A 22,765-nucleotide genomic window follows, 5' to 3' on the forward strand; every position below is an offset into this window, starting at 1 on the left:
CAAGAGGAAATGCGGAGAAACACCATGAGTGAAAACCTGGCGACACAGGCAACCCTGCCGCCTGCACCCAATAAAAAGAAACAACGTAAAACCTGGATGCTAGGGATGACCGGCGTGTTCATCCTGATCGCCGCTGCCTACCTGGTCTATTGGTTTATCGTTCTGCGCCACCACCAGGAGACCGATGATGCCTATGTCACCGGCAACCTGGTACAGATCAACGCCCAGGTCTCCGGCAGCGTAACCCGGGTTAACTTTGAGGGCACCGATCTGGTGAAGGCGGGCGACATCCTGGTCACGCTGGATAAAACCGACGCCCAGCAGGCCTATGAGCGGGCGAAAACCGCGCTGGCCAACAGCGTACGCCAGACCCACCAGCTGATGGTCAACGCCAAGCAGTACCAGGCCAACATCGCCGTGAGTCAGGTGGCACTGAGTAAGGCTAGCAGCGACTACCAGCGCCGTCTGGCGCTGAGCCGCTCCGGCGCCATTGGCCGCGAGGAGCTGCAGCATGCGCAGGACGCCATGGAGAGCGCCCGCGCCGCGCTGGACGTCGCGGTCCAGCAGTACAACGCTAATCAGGCGCTGATCCTGAATACCCCGCTGGAAAAACAGCCGGCGGTGCTGCAGGCCGCTGCCCAGGTGCGCGATGCCTGGCTGGCGCTGGAGCGTACCCAGATCCGCAGCCCGGTAACCGGCTATGTCTCCCAACGCAGCGTACAGGTCGGCGCTCAAATCAGCCCCAACACGCCGCTGATGGCCATCGTCCCAGCCAGCCAGATGTGGATAGACGCCAACTTCAAAGAGACTCAGCTGGCCAATATGCGTATCGGCCAGCCGGCCACCGTCGTCAGCGATATGTACGGCGACGGCGTGGTGTTTAAAGGCAAAGTGGCCGGTTTGGATATGGGCACCGGCAGCGCCTTCTCTCTGCTGCCGGCGCAGAACGCCACCGGCAACTGGATCAAGGTCGTGCAGCGCCTGCCGGTACGCATTGAGCTGGATCCTCAGCAGCTGGCGCAGCATCCGCTGCGCATCGGGCTTTCCACGCTGGTCACCGTCGACACCGCCAATACCCGCGGCGAGGTGCTAGCCCAACAGGTGCGTAAGACGCCGGCCTACCAGAGCAATGTGCTGACGCTGGATCTGGCGCCGGTGAATCGCGAGATCGCCGGGATCATCCAGGCCAATGCCGCTTAATCTGCGCCGAGGTGACTGTGCAACAAAAACCGCTTGAGGGAGCCAAGCTTGCCTGGGTGACCATCGCGCTGTCGATGGCCACCTTCATGCAGGTGCTGGACTCCACGATCGCCAACGTGGCCATCCCGACCATCTCCGGAAACCTGGGCGCCTCCAACTCTCAGGGAACCTGGGTCATCACCTCGTTTGGGGTGGCCAACGCCATTTCGATCCCCATCACCGGATGGCTGGCCAAGCGCTTTGGCGAGGTGCGGCTATTTCTGTGGTCAACCGGGCTCTTCGCCCTGACCTCTTGGCTGTGCGGGATATCTCAAAGCCTGGAGATGCTGATCCTGTTCCGCGTGCTGCAGGGACTGGTCGCCGGGCCGCTGATCCCGCTCTCTCAGAGTCTGCTGCTCGGTAACTATCCCCCCGCCAAACGCAACATGGCGCTGGCCCTCTGGTCGATGACGGTGATCGTCGCCCCGATCTGTGGGCCTATACTCGGCGGCTATATCAGCGACAACTACCACTGGGGCTGGATCTTCTTTATCAACGTGCCGCTGGGGATCGGCGTGGTGCTGGTGAGCATGTCGACCCTGAAAGGGCGAGAGACGCGCATCGAGCATAAGCCTATCGATACCGTCGGCCTGATCCTGCTGGCGCTGGGCGTCGGCTGCCTGCAGGTGATGCTGGACAAAGGCAAGGAGCTGGACTGGTTTAACTCGCCGGAGATCGTTCTGCTGACGGTGATCGCCGTCGTGTCGCTGATCTTCCTGCTGATCTGGGAGCTGACGGACGATCACCCGGTGGTAGATCTTTCGCTGTTCAAGATCCGCAACTTTACCATCGGCGTCCTGTGCATCAGCCTGGCCTACATGCTCTACTTTGGCGCCATCGTGCTGCTGCCGCAGCTGCTGCAGGAGGTGTATGGCTATACCGCCACCTGGGCCGGACTGGCCTCGGCGCCGGTAGGGTTAATTCCGGTGCTGCTCTCCCCGATCATCGGCCGCTTCGGCGCCCGGCTCGACATGCGACGGCTGGTCACCTTCAGCTTCATCATGTATGCCGTCTGCTTCTATTGGCGTGCCTACAGCTTTGAGCCAGGCATGGACTTTGGCGCCTCGGCCTGGCCGCAGTTTGTCCAGGGGTTTGCCGTGGCCTGCTTCTTTATGCCGCTGACCACCATCAGCCTGTCCGGTCTGCCGCCGGAGCGCATCGCCGCGGCCTCCAGCCTGAGCAACTTCTGCCGTACCCTGGCCGGCTCGATCGGGGTCTCGATCACCACCACGCTGTGGACGCGGCGCGAAGCGCTGCACCATACCCACCTGGCCGAATCGATCACCCCGTATAATCCCGTCGCCCAGCAGGCCTATGGCGAAATGGAAAAGCTGGGGCTGAACAGCCACCAGGCCTCCGCCCTGATAGCCCAGGACATCACCGCCCAGGGCCTGATCATCTCGGCAAACGAGATCTTCTGGGCCTCGGCCGGCGTCTTCCTGGTGCTGCTGATACTGATTTGGTTCGCCAAGCCCCCCTTCTCCAGCGCAGGCGACAGCGGCGGCGCCCACTGATCCAATGCGCCACGTGCCTCTCTCAACCGCCCATCCTGGGCGGTTTTTTTTAACGTTTTTTCCCTGCCATCCCCTCGACCTGGGGCTCTCGTTGACGATAAACAGAATTAAATTGAAATTAAAAGTAATTATCATTTACTATCTCATTCCCTAGGGCGGCGCCGAACGTCGTGCGCAGGCCCGCTGACCAGGAGAAAAACCGATGATGCGTAGCTTATCCACCGCCGTTACCGCCTGGCTGCGGCTCGGTGCCGCCGGCCTGCTGTTTGGCCTCAGCGCTCTGCCCGCCGCCGCCGACGGCTCGCTGACGCTGTATACCACCCGGGAACCGGGTCTGATCAAACCGCTGCTGGAGGGATGGACACAGCAGAGCGGCGTGCAGGTCAACACCGTCTATATCAAAGACGGAATGCTGGAGCGACTGAAGGCCGAAGGCGCCAACTCACCGGCCGATCTGCTGATGACCGTCGACGCCGGTAATCTGCTGGATCTGGTCGAGGCGGGCGTCACCCAGCCGGTCGACTCCGCAACGCTGACCCAGGCCATCCCCGCCAACCTGCGCGGCAGCGACAACCAGTGGTTCGCGCTATCGATGCGCGCCCGCGTACTCTACATCGCCAAGGATCTCCCCGGCCGTACGCTGCAGTATCAGGATCTGGCCAAGCCGGAGTGGCACAACCGCATCTGCATGCGGTCGGGCCAGCACCCCTACAACACCGCGCTGGTGGCAGCGATGATCGCCCATCAGGGCGAAGCCAAAACCGAGCAATGGCTGCGGGCGCTGAAGGCCAATCTGGCGCGTAAGCCGACCGGCGGCGATCGCGACGTGGCGCGCGATATTCTGGGCGGCATCTGTGATATCGGTATCGCCAACTCCTACTATGTGGGACACCTGAAAAACGCCAAGCCGGGCAGCGATGCCCGCCAATGGGGCGAGGCGATCGACGTGATCAGACCGACCTTCGCCAACGGCGGCACCCACGTCAACATCAGCGGCGCCGCCGTGGCCCGCCATGCGCCAAACCGTCAGGCCGCCGTACAGCTGATGGAGTATCTGGTCTCCCCAGAAGCCCAGCAGCGCTATGCCCGCGCCAACTACGAATACCCGGTGCGCCAGGGCGTGGCGCTGGACCCAACCATCGCCGACGCCATTGGCACCATTACCCCGGATCCGCTGCCGCTGACCGAGATCGTCAAACACCGTAAACAGGCCAGCCTGCTGGTGGATAAAGTTGGCTTCGATCAGTAAGCGATGGCCCCCGATGGGCCTCCGGATACGCGACGCCCTGCCGCGCCCGACGCCGCTGGCGCTGGGCGCGATGAGCGTCGCCCTGCTGGCGGTCACGCCGCTGCTCTCGCTGCTGTGGCTGGCCGCCGACGGTGGGGTTCAGCACTGGCGCGATCTGTGGCGCTATGTCCTGCCGCAGGCCGCGCTGAATACCCTGCTGCTGCTGGCCGGGGTAGCGCTGCTGGCCGGCGCCATCGGCGTCGGCTGCGCCTGGGCGGTGAGCGCCTTTCAGTTCCCCGGGCGGCGCCTGCTGAGCTGGGGACTGCTGCTGCCGCTGGCGATGCCAACCTACATCGTCGCCTTCTCCTGGCTGGATCTGCTGCACCCGATTGGCCCGCTGCAGAGCGCGCTGCGCCTGCTGCTCGGCTATGACAGCCCGCGCCAGTTCCGCCTGCCGGATATTCGCGGCGTCGCCGGGGCCATCGTACTGTTTAGCCTGGTACTCTACCCCTATATCTATCTGACGATGCGGGCGATGTTCATCAGCCAGCCCGCACACCTGCTCGAGGCGGCGCGCACCCTCGGCGAAAACGGGCGCGGTACCTTTCTGCGCGTCGTGCTGCCCATGGCCAGGCCGGCGCTGGCGGTCGGCATCAGCCTGGCGCTGCTGGAGACCCTGAACGATCTCGGCGCCTCGGAGTTCCTTGGGGTGCAGACCCTGACCGTCGCCGTCTATACCACCTGGATCACCCGTTCAGACATCGCCGCCGCCGCCCAGATCGCCTGCATGATGCTGGGATTTATCTTCCTGCTGCTGACGCTGGAGCTATACGGACGCCGGCGCCAACGCTATGCGGGCCGCGGCCTGCGCACCCTGCAGCCGCAGCCCCTGCGCGGCGCGCGCGCCTGGCTGCTCAGCGCCGCGACGGCGCTGCCGCTGCTGCTCGGCTTTATCATTCCGCTGCTGCACCTGATCTGGCAGAGCCTGAAGCGGCTGGAAAGCCAGACCCTGCTCTCCGCCGAGCTGCTGGCGGCGCTGCGCAATACCCTACTGCTGTCGCTGGGTGTCACGCTGCTGGCGGTGGCGATCAGCCTGGCGCTGAGCTGGTATGCGCGTATTCGGGCGCTGGCGCCGCCCACGCCGCCGCTGCGCCGGATCACCCTGCGCCTCGCCTCGCTGGGCTATGCCGTACCGGGCACCATTCTGGCCATTGGCTTTATGCCGCCGGCGCTGCGCGCCGATGCCTGGCTGGCGACGGCGCTGGAGATACGCGGTCTGCCGCTGTTCTCCTGCGGCCTGCTGCTGGTTCTGTGCTGCACCCTGCGCTTTCAGACCATTACCCTCGGCGCGCTGGACGCCGGGCTGGCGCGTATCGCCCCATCGCTGGAGCAGGCGGCCCGTTCGCTGGGCGAGCGAGAGGGAGCTACCTTTTGGCGCATACACCTGCCGCTGCTGCGGCCGGCGCTGATCGGCAGCGCGCTGCTGGTCTTCGCCGACGTCATGAAAGAGCTGCCCATTACCCTGCTGCTGCGTCCGGTCAACGTGGAAACGCTGGCGACCCTGCTGTATGCCGAGGCCGCGCGCGGCACCTACGAAGACGGCGCCATCGCGGCGCTGCTGATCGTACTGGCCGGCACCCTACCCATGACGCTGTTGGTACGCAACCAGTTAAAACACGCGGGAGAGTCGCGATGAACGAAATGGCCTTATGCCTGGATAATCTGCACGTCAGCTATGGCGCGGGCGCCGGTGCCCAGCCGGTGCTGAACGGTTTCTCCCTGTCTCTGCGTCAGGGGACGCTGGCCTGCCTGCTCGGCGCCTCCGGCAGCGGTAAGACCACCGTGCTACGCGCGATCGCCGGATTTGAGCGCCTCAGCCACGGCAGCATCCGCATCGCCGGGCGCTGCGTGGCATCGCCACAGCAGCACCTGGCGCCGGAGCTGCGCCGCGTCGGCATGGTGTTTCAGGACTACGCGCTGTTCCCGCACCTGACCGTAGCGCAGAACATCGCCTTTGGCCTGCGTCGCCAGCCGCGCGCCGTCCAGCGGACGCGCGTCGCCGATCTGCTGCAGCTGATCGAGCTGTCAGGGATCGGCGAACGCTACCCGCACGCCCTATCCGGCGGCCAGCAGCAGCGCGTCGCCCTGGCGCGGGCCCTGGCCCCCCAGCCGGATATCCTGCTGCTGGATGAGCCCTTCTCCAGCCTGGACGAGGGCACCCGCGAACGCTTAGGACAAGAGGTGCGGGCGATCCTCGCCGCCGCCGGACAGACCGCGCTGCTGGTGACCCATAGCGCCCAGGAGGCGCGCACGATGGGCGGCCCGATCCTGCATATCGCCCACGGTCAGGCGCTGAGCTGCGCCGACGCGGCGTAACCCACGCGCGCCGCCGCCACGGTGAGGTGCGGATAAAAAAATACCCCGTGGGCAGTACGCTCACGGGGTATTTGTTTTTCCAGATGCGCCGCCCGATGTCAGGCGGTGTGCGGAGCGATTACTGCATCAGCAGATACAGGGTGTTGTCGCCACGCTGGATGTTCAGCGCCAGCACCGGCGGCTTGGCATCCAGAATTTTACGCAGCTCACCGATGTTGGCGATCGCCTGCTGGTTCACGCCCAGGATCACGTCGCCCTTCTGCAGGCCGATACGCGCGGCGGTGGAGCCTTTCTTCACGTTATCCACCTTCACGCCCTTGCCACCGGCGGCGTTGCTCAGCTCGGCCCCTTCGATACCGCTGAAGATGTTGTCAGAGGCCACCTGGCTCTGCGCGCTCTGCTCCAGGGTCACCTCCACGTTCATCGGCTTACCGTCGCGGATAATTCCCAGCGCCAGCTTGCTGCCGACCGGCATGGTGCCGATTTCAGCGCGGAAGGAGGCGAAGCTGGAGATGTTCTTCCCGTTCAGGGAGACGATGACATCACCGGCTTTCAGCCCGGCCTTCGCGGCGGCTGACTTCGGCAGCACCTGGCTGATGAAGGCGCCGCGCTGGGCGTCGATCTTCATCGCCTTCGCCAGCTCGGAGTTCAGCTCGGTCCCCATGATCCCCAGCTCACCGCGTTTCACCTGGCCATACTCCACCATCTGACCGGTCAGGTTTTTCACCATGTTGCTCGGAATGGCGAAGCCGATGCCGATGTTGCCGCCGTCCGGCGCCAGGATCGCGGTATTGATCCCAATCAGATCGCCGTTCAGGTTCACCAGCGCACCGCCGGAGTTACCGCGGTTGATCGCCGCGTCGGTCTGAATAAAGTTCTCGTAGTTTTCCACGTTCAAGCCACTGCGGCCCAGCGCGGAAACGATCCCGGAGGTGACGGTCTCACCCAGCCCGTAGGGGTTGCCGATCGCCACCGCATAGTCGCCCACCCGCAGATTGTCAGAGTCCGCCATCTTAATGGCAGTCAGGTTCTTGGCATCCTTCAGCTGAATCAGCGCGATATCGGTGCGCGGATCGGTGCCGATCACCTTGGCGTCGAAGCGGCGGCCGTCGCTCAGCTGCACTTTAATGCTGTCGGCGTTAGCCACGACGTGGTTGTTGGTGACAACATAGCCTTTCCCCGCGTCGATAATCACCCCGGAGCCCAGCGCCTTAAAGCGCTCTTTGGACGGCGCATTGCCGCCGCCCTGACACATCGGCGAACCGCCGAACGGCGAGCCCGGCTGGCACAGCGGAGAGTCTTCGCCAAAAAACTGCTGGAACTGCGGCGGCACGCGGCTGTTATTGACGGTCGCGCTGCCCTCGACGTTGATGCTGACCACGGACGGCATCACTTTCTCCAGCATCGGTGCCAGGCTCGGCAACGCCTGGGCGGTGGTGGCGGAAGAGGTCTCTGCCGCACTGGCCGACATCGGGCTCAGCGCCATTCCCAGACTCAATGCAACGGCACTCAATACTAAAGTGGTTTTTTTCATAGCACGATTTTCTCTCGTATTAGCAACGATAAAACAGATTCATTCAGCGGCGCTGAACGGCGTTGCGCCAGACGGCGCCGCTATCACCGAGACGGTGATATTATGTTTACTAAGAGTAGTAAACTGAAATGAAGTTCACCGCGATAAAGTCAAGGAAGCGTAAATATTTATACGCCCGACTTTACAAAGCCAGCGTATGCGCGCGATATATCCAGCAGATGATTATTCCGCCGCCATCAGCCGGCGATACTCATCATAGGCATATAAATCCGTCATTCCACTGATATAGTCCTGTATCAGGCGCGCCCGATAATAATACTCCCGCACCTGCAGCTGGGCACCGTCAAACGCCGCCAGGCCGTCCACCGCCTCCCGGTAGGCCAAGCGATGCTTCACGGAGAGCTTGTGAAACAGCCGCGTCTCGATCAGGTAGTCGGGGTGGCGATCGTCGCGTACCAGGCGCAGAAAATCCGACTGCGGCATGGCCAACAGCGGACTATAAATATCCAGCAGTCCCTTAATCACCCGATACCCCTGCAGCTCCAGCTGTTCGACCTCGAAATGATTGAATACGTGCTTCAGCGCAACCTGTTTAAATATATTCAGCAGCCGATACTCTTCAGCCCCGGCGGACAGCAGCGGCTCATTAAATGCGCCAATAAAAATGTGTTGCAGGTTATTTAAAAAACAGTCGGCGGCATAGGGAACCAGACGCTTCACTACATTCACCCGCAAATACATAAAAAAGATATCGTCAGCGCTGCGCCGACCGTATTTTTTATTGCAGCGCTCGAAGGCATCCTGCACGGTGACGCTGAACAGATCGCCGCTGGTCACCGTCCCCCATTCCTCCTTCAGCAGGGCGTACAGCTGCTCCACGCTGAGCAGGTGCTTTTCGACCGTATCCTCAAGATCGGCCACGCAGTACGAAATATCATCCGCCGCCTCCATGATATAGGTCAGCGGAAAGCGATGATACGGCAGCAGATCGACCTGCTGGCGCAGCTGCGCGACAAACGCCTCTTCTGCCCAGTAGTAACCGGGCTTTTTCATCAGATAGTCAAAGCCCGCCGGCAGCGGCCCCTGCCAGTAGGCCGGGCGAGTGTACTTTAAGACGCAGGCGGTCTGGGCATAGGTCAGATTCAGCTTGAGCAGGGTATGGATTAAACGGATAGACTGGGCGTTACCCTCAAAGTTGCTCAGGTCGATACGCAGACGGGCGCGCAGGGTATCTAGCTCGGCATCCTGCCCGTCGCGGCGCAGGAACGCCACCTGACAGGCCGCATCGTCCAGCCGGTTATGGCCATCGGCGCTGACCCCCAGCGCGCGGCTGAACCAGGCCTTGATGGCCGCCTCGCCAAAGTGGCCGAAGGGCGGATTGCCCATGTCATGCATCAGGCAGGCCATCTCGACGCAGCTTGCAAAGGCGTCGGTGTAGTCCGCAAGGCCCAGCTCCACGATATGCCCCTGGCTAGAGAGGCAGTGCAGGATCTCCCGGGCGATATGCCGCCCCACCTGCTGAACCTCCATCGAGTGCGTCAGGCGCGAACGCACCGCCGCGTTGCGCTCCAGCGGAAACACCTGGGTCTTCTGCTGCAAGCGGCGGATGGCCGCCGAGTTGATGATACGTCCACGATCGCTCTCAAACTGGCGTCCGATCTCGTAAGCGCCGTGCAGGAACAGCGCCTCCTCCGCCGAGCGCAGGGGACGCTGGTAACTGAGTTTGGACGCAAAATCGATGCTCATGGTGAATCTCCCACCGTGGAGGGCGTCGCAGACACGCCCGATGTCCACAGCCTAACAGATAATTTCCGCCATTGCCGCCCTGCGCAGCGGTCTGGGACAGAGCTATGCTAAACTGCGCAACCGGATTCCCGTTATTACTCCCAATTACAGGTATTGATATGAAAGTAGGCATCATTGGCGCCATGGAGCAGGAAGTTACCCTGCTGCGCGACCACATCGAAAATCGTCAGACCCTTAGCCTGGCCGGCTGCGAAATCTATACTGGCCGCCTGCACGGCGTTGAGGTTGCGCTGCTGAAGTCCGGCATCGGCAAAGTCTCTGCGGCGATGGGAACCACCCTGCTGCTGGATCACTGCCGCCCGGACGTGGTGATCAACACCGGCTCCGCCGGTGGCCTGGCCAGCACCCTGCGGGTCGGCGACATCGTTATCTCCGATGAGGTGCGCTACCACGACGCCGACGTCACCGCCTTTGGCTATCAGCCGGGACAGATGGCCGGCTGTCCGGCGGCCTTTAGCGCCGATGCGGCGCTGATCGCCCTGGCCGAACGCTGCATCACCGCGCTACAGCTGAACGCCGTGCGCGGCCTGATCTGCAGCGGCGACGCCTTCATCAACGGCGCCGAGCCGTTGGCCCGTATTCGCAGCACCTTCCCGCAGGTCGCCGCGGTAGAGATGGAAGCGGCGGCCATCGGCCACGTTTGCCACGCCTTCCAAACCCCATTTGTGGTGGTGCGCGCCATCTCCGACGTCGCCGATCAGGAGTCCCATATCAGCTTTGATGAGTTCCTCAAGGTCGCCGCCGAGCAGTCCACCCTGATGGTGGAAGCGATGCTGCGCGCACTGGCCGCCCAGTAATCCATGGCCCTGCGACGCGCCAAACGCCGCCGCGGATCGGGCGGCATACTGTCGCTGGCCGTGCTGCTGCTGGGCCTCGGCCTGAGCCTGCCCCCGCTGCAGGCGGCGGCGCTGCGCGTCGTCAGCCTGTCGCCGCATACTACCGAACTTGCCTACGCCGCCGGCCTCGGCGATAGCCTGGTCGCCGCCAGCGCCTATTCCGACTACCCGCCGCAGGCGGCAGGGCTAGAAAAGGTGGCCTCCTGGAACGGGATCAACCTGGAGCGCATCCTGGTCCTTAAGCCCGATCTGATCCTGGCCTGGCACGGCGGCAATCCCCGACGCGTACTCGATCAGCTGAGCGCGCTGGGGATCCCCCTCTTCTACTCCGATCCCCAGCGCGTGGATCAGGTGGCTGACGATCTCGATAGGCTGGCGGTCTATAGCCCTCACCCCGGGCAGGCGCACCGCGCCGCCGCCCAGTTTCGCCAGCGTCTACAGCAGCTGCGCCAGCGCTACGCCCGGGGCGCGCCGCTGCGGGTGATGATGCAGTTCGGTAACCAGCCGCTGTTTTCGACCTCCGCTAAAACGCTGCAGAGCGATCTGCTGACGCTGTGCGGCGCACAGAATATCTTTGCCGACAGCCCGGTGCCCTGGCCGCAGGTCAGCCGCGAACAGGTGATGGTGCGCCACCCGCAGGCGATCGTCATCGGCGGCGACGCTGCTCAGGCGGCCATCGTCGCCGACTATTGGCGCCCCCAGCTCGCGGTGCCGGTGATCGCCGTCAACCAGGACTGGCTCAACCGCAGCGGCCCGCGCATTCTGCTGGCCGCCGACGCCCTCTGCGCACAGCTGCATACGCTGAGCGCCGCAGCGCCTCCCCGCTGAGCCCCGGCGGGCGCGCCCTGCGCCCGCCTTTCTTCCCCGCGCTTGTCAGACAAAACGCCGCTGGATTCGGTGGGATCCGCCGCTGGCGCGAGCCGACGCACAGAATAGCCAAAAGCTGGCTCTCTCCTCATCCGCCAACGTGGCGTAATCCCCGTTTTCACGCTATCTTATGCGCCGCCGCTGGAAGGTGATTCCCAATCAAAACAATAAGATCACAAATAATTGTCATTACAACTAATCCTGCCGGAGTCCGGTGGCGTTGAAGAGGTAAGGGTTATGCTGGTTTACTGGTTGGATATTTTGGGGACGGCGGTCTTTGCCATCTCTGGCGTGTTACTGGCGGGCAAACTGCGCATGGACCCCTTTGGCGTCCTGGTGCTGGGAGTTGTCACCGCCGTAGGCGGCGGCACCATCCGCGATATGGCGCTGGATAATGGCCCGGCCTTTTGGGTACGCGATCCCACCGATCTGGTGGTGGCGATGGTGACCTGTCTGCTGACCATTGCCCTGGTGCGCCAGCCGCGCCGTCTGCCCGGCTGGGTGCTGCCGGTGCTGGACGCCGTGGGTCTGGCCGTCTTCGTCGGCATCGGGGTCAATAAGGCCTTCGCCGCCGGCGCCGGCCCCATGATCGCCGTCTGTATGGGGGTGATCACCGGGGTGGGCGGCGGCATTATTCGCGACGTGCTGGCGCGGGAGATCCCGATGATCCTGCGCACCGAAATTTACGCCACCGCCTGCATCATCGGGGGCATCGTCCACGTCACCGCCTATGTCACCTTTGGCATGGCGCTACAGCATGCCATGATGCTGGGCATGGCGATCACGCTGGGTATCCGTCTGGCGGCTATCCGCTGGCATCTCAAGCTGCCGACCTTCACACTGGACTAAGCCCCGGGCGCCGCCGATAAAAAAATGGCGCCTTCCACAGGAAGGCGCCACGCGAGATCCCGCGCTCCGGCTTACGCTTAGATACTGAACGACGATCCGCAGCCGCAGGTCGTCTTCGCGTTGGGGTTATTGACGATAAAGCGCGATCCTTCCAGCCCTTCGGTATAGTCCACCGAACCGCCGACCAGGTACTGCAGGCTCATCGCATCCACTACCAGCGCAACGCCCTGGTTCTCAATCGTCATATCACCGTCGTTGACGTTATCATCGAAGGTAAAGCCATACTGAAAACCGCTGCAGCCGCCGCCGGTAATGTACACGCGCAGCTTCAGGTTCGGGTTATCTTCGTCTGCGATCAGGGATTTCACCTTGTTTGCCGCCGCATCGGTAAACTGCAGCGGCACTGCCATTTCATCACTCATTGATTGCTCCAGCCAGTGTACATGTCAGAATGCCGCTTGGCCCAGGGCATACTGACTCATCGGACGATTATCTAATACCCGAGTAATCCATTCAAGTATTGGTGGTTTGCTGCCCACTCTGCTCCGCCCGTTTCTGCGCGGCCTCCTGCTCCTGCATCTGGCGATGCAGCGTACGCTCCAGAATGCGGGAGTACAGCGGTTTACCACCCAGGAACTGCGCCAGTAGTGTAGCGCCAAGGCAGGTAATGATCATGGGCAAAATAAGCTGATAGTTGTCGGTCATCTCCAGCACCAACACAATACCGGTCAGCGGCGCGCGCACCGTGGCGGCAAACAGCGCCCCCATGCCGGCGATAGCAAAGGTGCCCGGATCGATGCCATAGTGCGGAAACAGATAGGCGGCCGCCATGCCAAACGCCGTTCCCAGTAGGGTGCCGAGCGCCAGCATCGGGGCAAAGATCCCGCCCGGCGCGCCGGAGCCAAAGCACAGCAGCGTCGTCACCACGCGGGCGATGAAGATAAACAGCAGCATGCCGACGGTATAGTTGCCTTCGGCGGCGATGGGGATCAGGGCAAAGCCGCCGCCCGCCGCCTCCTGCTGGATCAGCCCCAGCGCGCCGCACAGGCCGCCAAGCGCCGCGCCGATCAGCATTAGCTTACGCCAGTTACCGCCGTGCATGCGCTGGAACATATCCTGGGTACGAAAGACTCCCATGTTAAACAGCACGCCGACGATACCGAACACCATGCCCAGCACCAGATAAAGCCACAGGGTATTGATCTCCGCAACGCCCAGACGCCCGACCTCGATCACCGAGTGTTCGCCATTGAAGAGGCGGAACACCACGCAGGACATGATCACGCCGATAAACACCGCCTTGATCGACACCAGGCTATAGTGGAACTGTGGGCGCATCTCTTCAATGATAAACAGGATCCCAGCCAGCGGCGCGTTGAACGCCGCCGTCAGGCCCGCTGCCGCACCGGTGGCCAACAGCGTATGACGCGTCTCGTTGTCACGCTTGGGCAGGCGGAACAGGTCATATACCATCTGCCCCAGGTTGCCGCCCATCTGCACCGTGGGTCCCTCGCGTCCCAGCACCATGCCGGCCCCCAGGGTGCCCAGACCGCCGATGAATTTCACCGGGATCACCCGCCACCAGCGCGCCGGGCGCAGATCCTCCAGCGCCCCCTCAATCTCCGGGATACCGGATCCACCGGCCTCTGGCGCAAAGCGGCGCACCAGATAGTAGCCGCACATGGCCAGCAGCGCTGACCCCAGGATCGCCGCAGGCCAGACGATAAACCAGTAGTTAGCGACCTCCGCCAGACCGGCCAGACGCTGCTGCTGCACCCAGTCCACGCAGCGCTCAAAGGCGACGCCCATCAGTCCGGCCAAGGTTCCGACGATCGCCGCCAGCACCAAAGTGGCGAGCGGCGTCTTATCCCGGTGTATTACGCGTTTCAGCACGTTACTGCGCCGTAGATGGGGCGTCGTCGGCTGAGAGATCGAGTCTTGTTGCGTAGTCATAGTTAATTCAGTCAGTGAAGTTGGTCAAGGAATAGATAAATAGTACAAATAGGTTGAGCATTTTACTCTCTCTGAGAGGTCTCGTCTCCGCAAACGATTAGACAATGCCTCTAACGGCCAAAATTGACACGCCATGCCATGGCGCATCACGACGCATTTCATCTGGCGCCAGACTTCTCTAGAATAGCACAGGCTTATTACCTTATTTTCTACACGTCTGGAGCCGATAATGAACAAGTCCGAACGACTGTACGAGCAGGCCAAAACGCTGATCCCCGGCGGCGTTAACTCCCCGGTGCGCGCCTTTACCGGCGTTGGCGGTACGCCGCTGTTTATCGAGCGGGCCGACGGCGCCTACCTGTATGATGCCGATGGCAAGGCCTACGTCGACTACGTAGGCTCCTGGGGCCCCATGATCCTGGGCCATAATCACCCGGCGATCCGCGATGCGGTAATCGCCGCCGTCGAGCGCGGGCTGAGCTTCGGCGCACCGACCGAGATGGAGGTGCGTATGGCCGACCTGGTCACCTCGCTGATCGACAGCATGGACATGGTACGCATGGTGAACTCCGGTACCGAGGCCACCATGAGCGCCATCCGTCTGGCGCGCGGCTTTACCGGCCGCGATAAGCTCATCAAGTTCGAGGGCTGCTACCACGGGCACGCCGATCATCTGCTGGTCAAGGCGGGCTCCGGCGCCCTGACCCTGGGTCAGCCCAACTCCCCGGGGGTACCGGCCGATTTCGCCAAACACACCCTGACCTGCAGCTACAACGATCTGGACTCGGTGCGTGCCGCTTTCGCCCGCTATCCGCAGGAGATCGCCTGCATCATCGTCGAGCCGGTGGCGGGCAACATGAACTGCATTCCGCCCCAGCCGGGCTTCCTGCAGGGGCTGCGTGAACTGTGCGATCAGTACGGCGCCCTGCTGATCATCGACGAGGTGATGACCGGCTTCCGCGTCGCCCTCGGCGGCGCCCAGGAGTACTACGACGTCGCCCCGGATCTGACCTGCCTGGGCAAGATCATCGGCGGCGGCATGCCGGTGGGCGCCTTCGGTGGACGCCGCGAGGTGATGGAGGCGCTGGCGCCGACCGGTCCGGTCTACCAGGCCGGGACGCTGTCCGGCAACCCGGTCGCCATGGCCGCCGGCTACGCCTGCCTGAACGAGATCAACCAGCCGGGGATCTACCCACGGCTGACGGAGCTGACCGATAGCCTGGCCGAGGGGCTGCTGGCGGCCGCACGCGAAGAAGGGATCCCGCTGGTGGTGAACCACGTCGGCGGCATGTTCGGTATCTTCTTCACCGACCAGTCCGCCGTCACCGGCTATCAGGACGTACTGCGCTGCGACGCCGAGCGCTTCAAGCGCTTCTTCCACCTGATGCTGGAGCAGGGTATCTACCTGGCGCCGTCCGCGTTCGAGGCGGGCTTTATGTCCCTGGCCCACAGCCAGGAGGATATCCAGAAAACCATCGACGCCGCCCGCCGCAGCTTCGCCAAGCTGAAGTAACCCCCGCCTTGCCTCCTGCGGGGGGCGTTGATGGGGCGGACCACGCGAGCCGCCAAGCGCGTAGCCATCCACGCACAGGGGGCTCCGCCGGCGGCGCGCGGGTTAGGCATGATGGTGCGATGGACGAGAGGCTGCCCATCGCACCTGCGCCTCAGCCCAGATGATCGCCATCACACTTCCCCTCGCGTTTTTGCATTCTATTCTGCGTCCCCTTCCGCACTATCCCATTGAAACGTTGTATACCCTTAACCAATCAATACTAAAAATCGAATCAATACACGCGCCAATAATATTGGAGGGCAAATCAAATCACTTTGAGAATGGCGTCAATAACGCGACTCAACTCAGGAGTGATTTATGTCCCGCGATGTTTTCAACGACTCCCCCTATCAGGCCGCCGAGATCCTGCGCGCGGCAAAGCCAAATTTCTCGCCGCGCATTGCGATGATCCTCGGTTCTGGCCTGGGCACATTGGCCGACCGTCTGGACAACAAAACCGGCGTCTCCTACGACGCTCTGCCGGGCTTTCCCGTCAGCAGCGTAAGCGGGCACGCCGGTGAGGTAGTCATGGGCACGCTACACGGTATTCCGCTGCTGTGCATGAAAGGCCGCGGCCACTTCTATGAAGGCGCCGGCATGGGCATCATGACCCAGGCGGTACGCACCTTTAAGCTGCTTGGCTGCGAACTGATGCTCTGTACCAACGCCGCCGGCTCACTCAACCCGGCCATTCCGGCCGGTTCACTGGTCGCGCTGAGCGATCACATCAACACCCTGCCATCAACGCCGCTGGTGGGGCCGAACGACGAGCGATTCGGCCCGCGCTTCTTCAGCCTCGCCAATGCCTATGACACCGGGCTGCGCCAGCGGCTGCATGCCTCGGCCCGCGAGCTCAACCTGACGCTGTACGAAGGGGTATATGTTTCCTATCCGGGCCCCAACTTTGAAACCGCCGCCGAGATCCGCATGATGCAGCGCATGGGCGGTGACGTCGTGGGAATGTCGGTCGTGCCAGAGGTCATCGCCGCCCGCCACTGCGGGCTAAAGGTACTGGCCGTCTCCGCCATTACCAATATGGCCGAGGGGCTGGGCGACGTTGAGCTTTCCCATGAGCAGACGCTGAAATGCGCGGCGATGCTCACCGACGACTTTATCCATTTAATCAGCCAGTTCGTGAAGAACTCCCGCTGATCCCCTGCCACCGGCAGGCCGTTCGCCTGCCAGGAGAACCGCAGATGCAAAATCATTACGACTCCCGCGGCAGACTGAATGCCATCTCATACCTGAGCTACTATTTTGTCGGTGCGCTGGTTTCAACCCTGGGCATTGTCCTCGGCCCGCTGTGCGTCGCCTTCCAGAAAGAGCCGAGCTTTATCGGTCAGATCTTTACCTTAATGAATATCGGCATGTTTATACCGATTATGTTCGGCGGCCTACTGATCAAAAAGTGGGGGCTACAAAAGCCGCTGGCGGCGGCCGCGCTGTTCACTATCATCATCAGCATCGCACTGTTCACAACCCCCACACTCACGCTGTTCAGCGTGGCGGTCGCGGTAATCGGCGCCTGCGGCGGTATTTTTATGACGATAGGGAGCTACCTGGTCGTCCGCATCAATCCCGATGAAAAAAGTCGCTCCTCAAGCCTGATTTTCACTGACTTTTTCTTTAGCCTCGCCGGCGCAACGCTCTCCTTTCTTTTGGCATGGATGTTTAAACTCGGCGCCGGCTGGATCGCAATGTATGCCATCATGGGCGCGCTTGGCGTGCTGATGCTGCTGTTCGTCCTGCGCGCTCGCTTTCCCAGCGATGAGACAGCGGCGCAAAAGCAAACCGCGGCCCCTGCCGCGGCCGCCGCAGAGTCATGGGGCATATCGGTATGGCTTATCTGCCTGGCGCTGTTCTTATTCCTGCTGGCGGAGCCGATTTTTACCCTGTGGACACCGGGATACCTGCAGCTACGCTTTGCCATGCAGCCCGAGCAGGCCGCGCTCTACACCACCGTATATTGGGTGAGTAAGGCTATCGGCCTCTTCCTGAATCAGTTCACCGTAAAATGGATGAGACTACGCACCTTTCTGCTGATCTGTACCGTTATCGGCATGGGGTCGATCGCACTGATTAGCAACGGCGCCGACGCCGGCCTGATCCTGATCGCCTGTGGCACCTTCGGATTCTTTAACTCTGGCCTATTCTCGGGACTGATGAGCTACGGCTCACTGCAGGTCCGCCGCAGCTCACCGACGCTGATCTCTGCGCTGCTCACCTGCGGTACCGTCGGCACCCTGCTGTTCGCCAGCGTCTCCTCGCTGATCAATGGCCGGTTCGGCCTGCACGGTGCGCTCAACAGCGCCACCGTTGCCTACGGTCTGCTGCTGCTGACGCTGCTGGGCGCTGCGTTTTTCAGTAAGGCCGAACGTCTGCAGACAAGCGTCCCCGCCGTTTGACAGATCTGAGAGGGAGGGCAAGAATGGGCGCTCCCTCTCCCTACATGATGACCTCCATGACCGAACCCCCGCTTCTCAGCCATATCCGCCTCCGTATGCTGCGCTACTTCCAAGTACTCGCTGACGAGCTTCACTTTGGCCGGGCCGCCGCCCTGCTCAATATCTCCCAGCCGCCGCTCAGTATGCAGATCAAAGAGCTTGAGACGATCCTGGAGGTCGAACTCTTTGAGCGTTCCAGTCGGCGCGTCGCATTAACCCACGCCGGAAAGGTGCTTAAAACCGAAGTCGATCGCCTGTTCAGCGCAGCAGAGCAATCGCTGAGCTACGTGCGTCAAATCGGCCGGCGTGAAAAACAGCATATCAATATCGGCATCATCGGCAGCGCTATCTGGGGAGTCTTGCTCACCCGGCTAAAAATGTTTCGCGCTCACCACCCGGACGCCGACTGGAGCCTCAGCGAACTCGCCCAGCAGCAGCAAATCGCCGCCCTGCGCGCCCGAACGATCGATATCGCGATCAACCGCAATGTCATCCCCTGTGCGGAGGCCAATATTCGCTGCCAGCTCATCGCCCGAGAGACGATACGCCTGGCGGTTCAGGAGGATGACCCGCTGGCGCGCCGCCGCCGGGTCTCGCTCCACGAACTGGCCACGCGACCCTTGATCTCGCTGTCGTTTAACCAGGGGGATTTCGCGCGCCAAGTGTATGACGCCTGCGTAGAGCGCGGCTTTCACCCGCTGATCGTTCAGCAGGCGTCCGAGCCGCAAACCGTGCTGGCGCTGGTGAGCGCCGGCAACGGCGTCGCGCTGCTGCCGGAAACCTGTGCGACGATCGCCTGGCCAGGCGTCGCCTTCGTCGAGCTGGAGGAGACGATCCCTGCCGACCTCTACGCCCTGTGGAATGACGAACCGCAGCCGGAGATCCTCAACCGGCTACTGAGCGCGCTGCGTGGCTAGAGCGTCGGTGAGCGCCGTGCGATCGCCCTGCTGCCGTGGCCCCGCAGCGCGGCGCCCCCCGCCCGGGGCAGCGCCGTCGAGGGCACCGACTCATCGTTCACGACACTGCGTCAGCGTACGTCGCTGCCGCCCCATCGCATCAAAATTGTCCTCCGCCAGCCACGCCTGCAGCACCGCATCCACCTCAGACCACTCCTTATCAATAACCGAGAGCCAATCGGTGTCACGGCTACGCCCCTTGCGTACCATATGCTGACGGAAACGCCCCTCAAACCTAAAACCAATACGCTCCGCCGCCCGGCGCGACGCCGTATTCAGCGAATCACACTTCCACTCCACGCGACGATAGCCACCGCTAAACGCCTCGCGTAGCAGCAGCCAGATGGCCTCCGTACTCAGCGTCGTGCGCTGCATACGCGGCGACCAGCTAACGTGGCCGATCTCTAGCGAGCCATTCGCTGGATCGATCGCCATCAGGCACACCACGCCAACCGCCTGCGCGGTGTGCAAATCGACCACCACGAAAGGGATTAGCGACGCGTCATCTACCTTTTTCTGCATCCACGCCTGCATCGCGACCGCCGTTGAAGGACGCACGCTGCTCAGCCATGTCCAGTCGCGATCGCCCTCGGCCTCGGCAAAGGCGGCGAACAGATCGGCGGCATCGCGGCGGGCATCCATGGGAACCAGCCGACAGGTGCGTCCGCTAAGCGTGTTCCCCGCTAAGATGCCACCCCCGACCCAGTCAGGAAGCGCCTCTCCGACACGCTGCCCATATTCATTGATCTCATTCATATGGCATTCCCTCGCTCTGGTTATCCGCCGAGTATATCCCCCCCTCCACCCAAGATCTTTGTACTCCCGCAGAAAGCGGCATATTCAGCGGCGGCGGTAGCCGGGGAGCAATAGGCGATGCCCTTCTTGCCAGAGGGCCATCACATGACGCGAGGCGTTATCTCCCGGGCTCGTCCGGCAAGGCCACCGAAGATAGCCATCAGCAGCGAAATAACGGCGAGAGCCGCCAGGGGAGTATGCCAATTACCGCTGATATCATGCATTTTACCGATCAGCGGTGGCCCACAGGCGGCCAGGAGATAGCCTACCGACTGCGCCATCCCCGAGAGTGCCGCGGCCTGATGCGCCGAGCCGGCCCGCAGCCCGATAAAGGTGAGACCGAGGATCATCGTCGCCCCAGAGCCAAAACCGAACATCAGCGTCCACAGCACCGCCTGCGCGGGCAGCAGCCAATAACCTATCGCACTGAGACCACACAGCAGCGCCACCAGAATAGCGATACCGCGCTGATCTCTTAACTTATGCAAAATGAGGGGAATCAAAAGGCCCGGTAGCGCGGTAGCCAGCTGTAACAATCCATGCAGCGATCCTGCCTGCGCATCGCTATAGCCAAGGCTGATCAGAATGGCGGGAAGCCAGCCGATGATCACATAATAAACCAGCGAATTAAGACCAAGAAAGAGCGTCACCTGCCAGGCTAAGGCTGAGCGCCAGATGGCTTTATCATGCAAACTACGCGCCCCGGTCATCTGCGTTGGATGCCGATTACGCCACTGTGGTAACCACATGATCAGCGCCAACAGCGGAAATATTATCAGCGCCAGCAACGCGCCTCGCCAACCCAAACCATACAACGCCAATGGCACAACCAGCGCGGAGCCGAGCGCGGCAGCCCCGCCCATGACCACGGAATAGGCACCGGTCATCTTGGCAACATGATCAGAGAAGTCGCGTTTAATCAGCCCCGGCAGCAGAACATTACCGAGCGCAATGCCGCTACCGATAACGGCTGTACCGATAAACAGCCAAGCTGGCGAAGGGAGCGCTCGTAGAACAATCCCTAGGCAAATTAAGAGCAGTGCGGCAAACAGGCTGCGCTCAATGCTGAAACGTCGCGCAATACCGGCCGCCAAGGGGGAAATCAGACCAAAGGCCAGCAATGGCAGCGTCGTCAACAACCCGACCTCGGACGTCGTCAAATCGTCGCCAGAGCGGATCACATCCAACAACGGCGCCGCGCCGGTAAACGTCACGCGCAGAGTGGACGCGATGAGCATAATGCCGATGATCAGGAGAATATTGCACTGATATAAAGGGGGGGCTTTTAACATGATGCTCTCTGTCAATCAGGGGTGGCCGCCACAATAACGTTTTTCATACCTGTTTCAATCAAGCTAAAATGACAATTTATCGCTAATATAGGACAAAGCATGCTCGGCCTTGGGCTTGATGGCTACGAACCAGACCTTCACCATGACGCCGCGGTGGCGTTCCGCATCCAGGTCACCGCTGACGAGCAGTTTACCCCTGAGCACCAACACCGTAAGGGGCAGCTGATCCTGGCACTGCACGGCGCGATTACCTGCGAGGTAGAAGACGCCATGTGGATGGTGCCACCGCAGTATGCGGTATGGGTTCCCGGACAGACGCGACACAGTAACCACGCCACCCCCAATGCCACGCTATGCTTTTTGTTTATTGAACCGAGCGCGGCGGCCATGCCCGCCCACTGCTGTACGCTCAAAATCTCCCCCCTGGTGCGGGAGCTCATTTTAACGCTGGCGCAGCGTGAGCGCGTGGCGCGGGAACACCCTGCGACGCAACGCCTCACTCACGTACTTTTCGATGAGTTGCCACAGCAGCCGCAGGAGCAACTGCACCTTCCCGTATCTAATCACCCCAAGATCCGCCTGATGGTCGATACGATGGCCGCAGAGCCTGCGCAGTGGCAGACGCTAAGGCAGTGGGCGACACGCTTTGCCATGAGTGAGCGCAACTTAGCGCGTCTGATTGAAAAAGAGACCGGGCTCAGCTTTCGCCGCTGGCGGCATCAGCTACAGCTGATACTGGCGTTGCACATGCTCGTCTGCGGTCAAGCCGTTAATCAGGTAGCCCATGCGCTTGGCTATGAATCTACCACCGCTTTTATCACGATGTTTCGCAAGGGATTAGGGCAAACACCCGGGCGCTACCTCAACGCGCTGGCAGCAAATACCCCGTAGCTGCGGCGGCCGGCGCATATGGATAGATAGCCTGGCTACCCTACTGGGAAGCTGCCTGGCATCGAGTTAGTGAGAATGTAGCGGGCCGATAATATATCTAAAAGTGAATATTTAGATTTACCAGAATATTTCCATCATCACTGACCTTACGGCTCGCATCTGTGGCTTGACTATCGGTCAGTTTAATACATCTTAGGCAACTTTTTTCGTCAACGTTTTCAGCCACCCTGTTGAAGTTTTCAAAATTATGGAGTAACCGCACAGATGGACTCAGCTCCCTAAAATCCCCACTTCATTTACCTAGCTCATTATTATATAAGCATTACCTATAAGTAGTGAAAACAATGATATAATTAACAATATATTACCTAGCCGTATTGATATTAGATATACAGAGATTACGGTTAATCAAAGATATCCATATCGTTTTCATTGAATAGTGCGTAATAGCTGAAAACTCTATCAAGAGATCCCCCAATAATTTGGCAGTTCTTAACACATTGCTGAAGCTTCAGATAAACTACTTATTTTATGCTTGGCTATAGCATTTCCAGCATGATAATTATTTTATTTCCTGATAACTCACAAGGGGTACAGGAGTACCGCAGTACATTTCGGTATATTAATAGCATA

General features: G+C 61.3%; 19 protein-coding genes. 13 read left to right on the forward strand and 6 right to left on the reverse strand.

The window, feature by feature from the left end:
* The first annotated feature begins 24 nt into the window (after positions 1–24).
* The 5 genes from emrA to ETEE_RS04165 all read left to right on the forward strand — a co-directional run bounded on the left by emrA (position 25) and on the right by ETEE_RS04165 (position 6,357).
* A complete protein-coding gene (gene emrA / locus ETEE_RS04145; RefSeq protein WP_034165527.1) occupies positions 25–1,200 on the forward strand; it encodes a multidrug efflux MFS transporter periplasmic adaptor subunit EmrA in 1,176 nt (391 codons plus the stop codon).
* A 17-nt stretch (positions 1,201–1,217) separates the two neighbouring features.
* The gene (gene emrB, locus ETEE_RS04150) at positions 1,218–2,753 is read left to right on the forward strand and encodes a multidrug efflux MFS transporter permease subunit EmrB (RefSeq protein ID WP_034165525.1); all 1,536 of its coding nucleotides are present in this window, start codon (positions 1,218–1,220) and stop codon (positions 2,751–2,753) included.
* 202 nt (positions 2,754–2,955) lie between these two features.
* Complete coding sequence (locus tag ETEE_RS04155) at positions 2,956–4,002, forward strand: extracellular solute-binding protein (RefSeq protein WP_081854083.1); 1,047 nt, start codon at positions 2,956–2,958, stop codon at positions 4,000–4,002.
* Between the two features lie 13 nt (positions 4,003–4,015).
* Positions 4,016–5,677 (forward strand): ABC transporter permease, encoded by a 1,662-nt coding sequence (locus ETEE_RS04160; RefSeq protein ID WP_034165524.1) that lies wholly within the window; start codon positions 4,016–4,018, stop codon positions 5,675–5,677.
* Positions 5,674–6,357 (forward strand): ABC transporter ATP-binding protein, encoded by a 684-nt coding sequence (locus ETEE_RS04165; RefSeq protein WP_034165523.1) that lies wholly within the window; start codon positions 5,674–5,676, stop codon positions 6,355–6,357. The genes ETEE_RS04160 and ETEE_RS04165 overlap by 4 nt, the downstream gene beginning before the upstream one ends.
* A 118-nt stretch (positions 6,358–6,475) precedes the next feature.
* On the opposite strand, the gene degP is transcribed toward ETEE_RS04165, so the two are convergent.
* Positions 6,476–7,891 (reverse strand): serine endoprotease DegP, encoded by a 1,416-nt coding sequence (gene degP / locus ETEE_RS04170; RefSeq protein WP_034165522.1) that lies wholly within the window; start codon positions 7,889–7,891, stop codon positions 6,476–6,478.
* A gap of 222 nt (positions 7,892–8,113) precedes the next feature.
* The gene (dgt, locus tag ETEE_RS04175; RefSeq protein WP_034165521.1) at positions 8,114–9,637 is read right to left on the reverse strand and encodes a dGTPase; all 1,524 of its coding nucleotides are present in this window, start codon (positions 9,635–9,637) and stop codon (positions 8,114–8,116) included.
* A gap of 158 nt (positions 9,638–9,795) precedes the next feature.
* On the opposite strand from dgt, the gene mtnN reads away from it, so the two are divergent.
* From mtnN to ETEE_RS04190, 3 genes are all read left to right on the forward strand, one after another.
* Entirely contained in the window at positions 9,796–10,494 is a 699-nt protein-coding gene (gene mtnN, locus ETEE_RS04180; protein WP_034165519.1) for a 5'-methylthioadenosine/S-adenosylhomocysteine nucleosidase, read from the forward strand.
* A gap of 3 nt (positions 10,495–10,497) precedes the next feature.
* Positions 10,498–11,361 (forward strand): vitamin B12 ABC transporter substrate-binding protein BtuF, encoded by an 864-nt coding sequence (gene btuF, locus ETEE_RS04185; RefSeq protein WP_034165518.1) that lies wholly within the window; start codon positions 10,498–10,500, stop codon positions 11,359–11,361.
* A 276-nt stretch (positions 11,362–11,637) separates the two neighbouring features.
* Positions 11,638–12,249: a TRIC cation channel family protein gene (locus ETEE_RS04190; RefSeq protein ID WP_034165517.1), complete on the forward strand. Its 612-nt coding sequence runs from the start codon at positions 11,638–11,640 to the stop codon at positions 12,247–12,249.
* A gap of 77 nt (positions 12,250–12,326) precedes the next feature.
* Here ETEE_RS04190 and erpA read toward each other — a convergent pair whose 3' ends face one another.
* Both erpA and clcA read right to left on the reverse strand, forming a co-directional pair.
* On the reverse strand, positions 12,327–12,671 hold the full coding sequence (gene erpA, locus ETEE_RS04195) for an iron-sulfur cluster insertion protein ErpA (protein ID WP_034165515.1): 345 nt from the start codon (positions 12,669–12,671) through the stop codon (positions 12,327–12,329).
* Positions 12,672–12,762: 91 nt separating this feature from the next.
* Positions 12,763–14,202, reverse strand: coding sequence for a H(+)/Cl(-) exchange transporter ClcA (gene clcA, locus ETEE_RS04200; RefSeq protein ID WP_045425676.1), 1,440 nt, complete (start codon positions 14,200–14,202; stop codon positions 12,763–12,765).
* A gap of 229 nt (positions 14,203–14,431) precedes the next feature.
* On the opposite strand from clcA, the gene hemL reads away from it, so the two are divergent.
* From hemL to ETEE_RS04220, 4 genes are all read left to right on the forward strand, one after another.
* Positions 14,432–15,715, forward strand: coding sequence for a glutamate-1-semialdehyde 2,1-aminomutase (hemL, locus tag ETEE_RS04205; RefSeq protein ID WP_034165514.1), 1,284 nt, complete (start codon positions 14,432–14,434; stop codon positions 15,713–15,715).
* 357 nt (positions 15,716–16,072) lie between these two features.
* The gene (gene xapA / locus ETEE_RS04210) at positions 16,073–16,906 is read left to right on the forward strand and encodes a xanthosine phosphorylase (RefSeq protein ID WP_034165513.1); all 834 of its coding nucleotides are present in this window, start codon (positions 16,073–16,075) and stop codon (positions 16,904–16,906) included.
* 44 nt (positions 16,907–16,950) lie between these two features.
* A complete protein-coding gene (gene tsgA / locus ETEE_RS04215; protein WP_034165512.1) occupies positions 16,951–18,159 on the forward strand; it encodes an MFS transporter TsgA in 1,209 nt (402 codons plus the stop codon).
* Between the two features lie 56 nt (positions 18,160–18,215).
* The gene (locus ETEE_RS04220; protein ID WP_034165551.1) at positions 18,216–19,115 is read left to right on the forward strand and encodes a LysR family transcriptional regulator; all 900 of its coding nucleotides are present in this window, start codon (positions 18,216–18,218) and stop codon (positions 19,113–19,115) included.
* A gap of 90 nt (positions 19,116–19,205) precedes the next feature.
* Here ETEE_RS04220 and ETEE_RS04225 read toward each other — a convergent pair whose 3' ends face one another.
* Positions 19,206–19,910 carry a GNAT family N-acetyltransferase gene (locus ETEE_RS04225; protein WP_034165511.1) on the reverse strand — a complete coding sequence of 235 codons (705 nt, stop codon included), beginning with the start codon at positions 19,908–19,910 and terminating at the stop codon, positions 19,206–19,208.
* Positions 19,911–20,050: 140 nt separating this feature from the next.
* A complete protein-coding gene (locus ETEE_RS04230) occupies positions 20,051–21,241 on the reverse strand; it encodes a CynX/NimT family MFS transporter (protein ID WP_034165510.1) in 1,191 nt (396 codons plus the stop codon).
* A gap of 99 nt (positions 21,242–21,340) precedes the next feature.
* Between ETEE_RS04230 and ETEE_RS04235 the strand changes: the two genes are divergently transcribed.
* The gene (locus tag ETEE_RS04235) at positions 21,341–22,132 is read left to right on the forward strand and encodes an AraC family transcriptional regulator (protein WP_034165509.1); all 792 of its coding nucleotides are present in this window, start codon (positions 21,341–21,343) and stop codon (positions 22,130–22,132) included.
* The last annotated feature ends 633 nt before the right edge of the window (positions 22,133–22,765 follow it).

Source organism: Edwardsiella anguillarum ET080813, assembly GCF_000264765.2.
Classification (GTDB): Bacteria; Pseudomonadota; Gammaproteobacteria; order Enterobacterales; family Enterobacteriaceae; genus Edwardsiella; species Edwardsiella anguillarum.